The organism is Alphaproteobacteria bacterium, assembly GCA_035625915.1.
GTDB lineage: Bacteria > Pseudomonadota > Alphaproteobacteria > JACZXZ01 > JACZXZ01 > DATDHA01.
Genome location: DASPOR010000129.1, coordinates 1 through 3,088, shown reverse-complemented (window position 1 = coordinate 3,088; position 3,088 = coordinate 1). Strand labels below are relative to the sequence as shown.

The window sequence follows — 3,088 nt, the reverse complement described above, 5'->3', positions numbered from 1 at the left end:
GGCGGTTTGTCACTACACGATGGTTTGGCCCGGTGTTGGAGGGGTTGGCGGCTGGAGATCGGTGATGCCGAGCGCGCGGAGGACGGCGGCGGCCCGTTGGGTGCCCGGCGTGACGGAGCGCTTGGCGGTGCCATCGCCGAGATCGATGTCGACGACGCGGACGGACTTGAGGACGGTCAGCGCTTCGGTGGCGGAGATATCGAGATGCGCGGCCTTGAGCTTCTTTTCGATCGCGCGATGAAGCAGGAATGCGAGCGCGGCGACGAAGATGTGGGCTTCGACGCGATGGCCGGCCTGATGATAGATCGGCCGCATGTCGAGGACGTCCTTGAGACTGGCGAATGCGCGTTCAACTTCCGAGAGTTCCTTGTAGAGCCGCACGGCGTCGACCGCGGCGAGATTGGGTTCCTCGGTCTGGATGACGTACTTGGGCCTGTTGACATTTAGGGGATTCCCGCCGAGTCGCGAATGTGATTCAAGATCGCAACTGGGGAGGGCGATCTTGATTCGGCGGGAACTCGGGGATTTCGATTGGCGGCGGATCGAACGGCTGGTTCCGGGTAAGGCGGGAGACAAAGGGCGGCACGGCGAAGACAATCGTCTGTTCGTCGACGCGGTGCTCTGGGTTGCTCGCGCGGGGGCGCCATGGCGTGATCTGCCGCCGCAATTCGGTAACTGGAACAGTGTGTTCCAGCGCTTCCGCCGATGGGCCAAGAAGGGCGTTTGGGAGCGCGTTTTCAAGGCCTTACTGGAAAATCCAGACTTTGAATACCTGATCATCGACTCCACCATCGTGCGGGCCCACCAACATTCGGCGGGCGCAAAAGGGGGAGCCAGGACCAGGCGCTCGGGCGTTCGCGCGGCGGCCTGAGCACAAAGATCAGCGCGGGCGTGGACGCGCTCGGAAATCCCGTTCGCTTCATCCTGACCCCGGGCAACGTCCATGACATCCTCCAGGCCGAGGATCTGATCAGCGGGCTGTCGTTCGACAAGCTGCTCGCCGATAAGGGTTATGATTCCGACCGCTTTCGCGCGAGCGTTGCTGCTGCGGGCGCCGAGGCGGTGATCCCCTCCACCCGCTCCCGATCGCAAGCTATTCCGTACGACAAGCACGTCTATGGGGATCGCAACCTGGTCGAGCGGTTCTTCAACAAAATCAAGCATTTTCGTCGCATCGCCACCCGTTATGAGAAAACTGCGCTCTCATTCGCATCCATGCTATTCCTCGTCGGCGCGATGATCTGGCTCCGGTGAATGTCAACAGGCCCTAGCGCGGATATCTCACAGTACTAAGTGCATCGGGGCGCCGAATCAGCGAAAGTTGTTGTGCCGCAACAATTTGCACTGATTCATGGAGCGCCCCGATGCCGACAGAGTGTACCGCGGATTCGTTCGAATTTGCACCCGTGGAAGGTCGCCGAGTTGTGGCGGCATTCGACGGCGGCGTGATTACCTCGGATGCCGGAGCGCTGCTTCTTGGGTCGACGGACCGGGCGATCGGGTTAATGGACCGGTTTGCCGGATGCTTCCACGACGCGCGCAACCACAACCTGATCGAGCATGAGGTCGTGACCCTTGTGGGACAGCGAGTGTTCGGGATCGCGCTGGGCTATGAGGATCTCAACGACCACGAGGAGTTGCGCCACGATCCGGTGATGGCGATATTGGCGGGCAAGTTGCAGGCGGGACGCAAGGAGTGTGCACCGGTCGCCGGCAAGTCGACACTCAATCGGCTGGAACTGAGCCGACTCGAGGCAACGCGCTACCACAAGATCAGTCATAACCCGATCGCGATCAGGAAACTGCTGGTCGACCTCTTCGTGGAGGCGCACGACGCGGCGCCGAACGAGATCATCCTCGATCTCGACGCGACCGACGATCCGGTCCACGGCGAGCAGGAGGGACGGTTCTTCCACGGCTATTACGACTGTTACTGCTATCTGCCGCTTTATGTGTTCTGCGGGCGCCATCTGCTGGCGTCGCGGCTGCGCAAATCGAGCATGGATGCGGCCGAGGGCGCGACTGAGGAGGTGGCACGGATTGTCGCCCAGATCCGGCGCAGCTGGCCGAAAGTCCGTATTCTGGTGCGCGCCGACAGCGGTTTTGCGCGGGACGATCTGATGGCCTGGTGCGAGGCCAATGGCGTGCACTTCCTGTTCGGCCTCGCCAAGAACGAGCGGCTCGTTGCCAAGATCGCAAGCGAGCTCGATTGGGCCGAGGCGAAGAGCCGTCGGACCGGCAAGCCGGCGCGGCTCTTCAAGGAGTTCGGCTGGCGAACGGTCCGCAGCTGGAGCCGCAAGCGTCGGGTCGTCGCCAAGGCCGAGTTCACCAAAGGCGAGGCCAATCCGCGCTTCGTCGTCACCTCGCTCAAGCGGGCCGATTGCAAGCCGAAATATCTCTACGAGAAGGTTTACTGCGCCCGCGGCGAAATGGAGAACCGAATCAAGGAATGCCAGCTCGATCTGTACGCCGATCGCACCTCGACCAACACGATGCGAGCGAATCAGCTGCGCCTGTGGTTCGCTTCGATGGCCTACGTGCTGCTCTGCGCGTTGCGGCGGATCGGGCTCTCCCACACGCGCTTTGCCAACGCCAGTTGCGGAACCATCCGTCTCAAGCTGCTCAAGATCGGCGCCCTCGTGCGCACCAGCGTCCGCCGCATCAAACTTGCGATGGCCTCGAGCTGTCCTGCCGCCTCCGTCTGGGGCGACGCAGCCGCTCGTCTCAACGCCGCGGGACGTGTCCGCGGCTCGCCCGCCTGACACGCGCTGCCGCGGCGCGCCACCTTCGCGGCACCACCCCAAGGCCCGCCGAGACCACACCCCCGCGGCACCCGCGGAATGAAATGTCCAAGTCCACCGCGCGTCGCTCGACGCCACGGCGAGGCGCGTCCGCAGAAAACCGAAAATGGCCAGCGACAAAGATGCCGATTCGGGCAAAGGTAGTGTGAGATATCCGGGCTAGGCCTGAGGCGATCCGGAGGTTGGTGGATAAGGCCAGGGGCAAGACTAGGCCCAAGCAAGAGGTCAATCCCAAGCTAGGAGAATCGCCTCCAGAACCGAGAGCTGTCAGGGCCAACATCAGCCCC

3 protein-coding genes are annotated in these 3,088 nt (G+C 62.8%); 2 read left to right on the top strand and 1 reads right to left on the bottom strand.

The window, feature by feature from the left end; all coding sequences use genetic code 11:
* Window positions 1-12: 12 nt before the first annotated feature.
* Window positions 13-381, bottom strand: a complete 369-nt coding sequence (locus VEJ16_10715) for a hypothetical protein (GenBank protein ID HYB10133.1) — start codon at window positions 379-381, stop codon at window positions 13-15.
* A gap of 121 nt (window positions 382-502) precedes the next feature.
* Here VEJ16_10715 and VEJ16_10710 point away from each other — a divergent pair.
* Window positions 503-1,254, top strand: a protein-coding gene (locus VEJ16_10710) for an IS5 family transposase (GenBank protein HYB10132.1) whose coding sequence is annotated in 2 segments (ribosomal slippage) — window positions 503-842 and window positions 842-1,254 — 753 coding nt in all. Because the reading frame shifts where the segments join, the coding sequence is not laid out codon by codon here.
* Window positions 1,255-1,364: 110 nt separating this feature from the next.
* Window positions 1,365-2,762 (top strand): IS1380 family transposase, encoded by a 1,398-nt coding sequence (locus VEJ16_10705; protein HYB10131.1) that lies wholly within the window; start codon window positions 1,365-1,367, stop codon window positions 2,760-2,762.
* The last annotated feature ends 326 nt before the right edge of the window (window positions 2,763-3,088 follow it).

Excerpts from the sequence above, each read along its gene's own strand:
- VEJ16_10705 (HYB10131.1), top strand. The coding sequence starts at position 1,365 with ATGCCGACAGAGTGTACCGCGGATTCGTTCGAATTTGCACCCGTGGAA.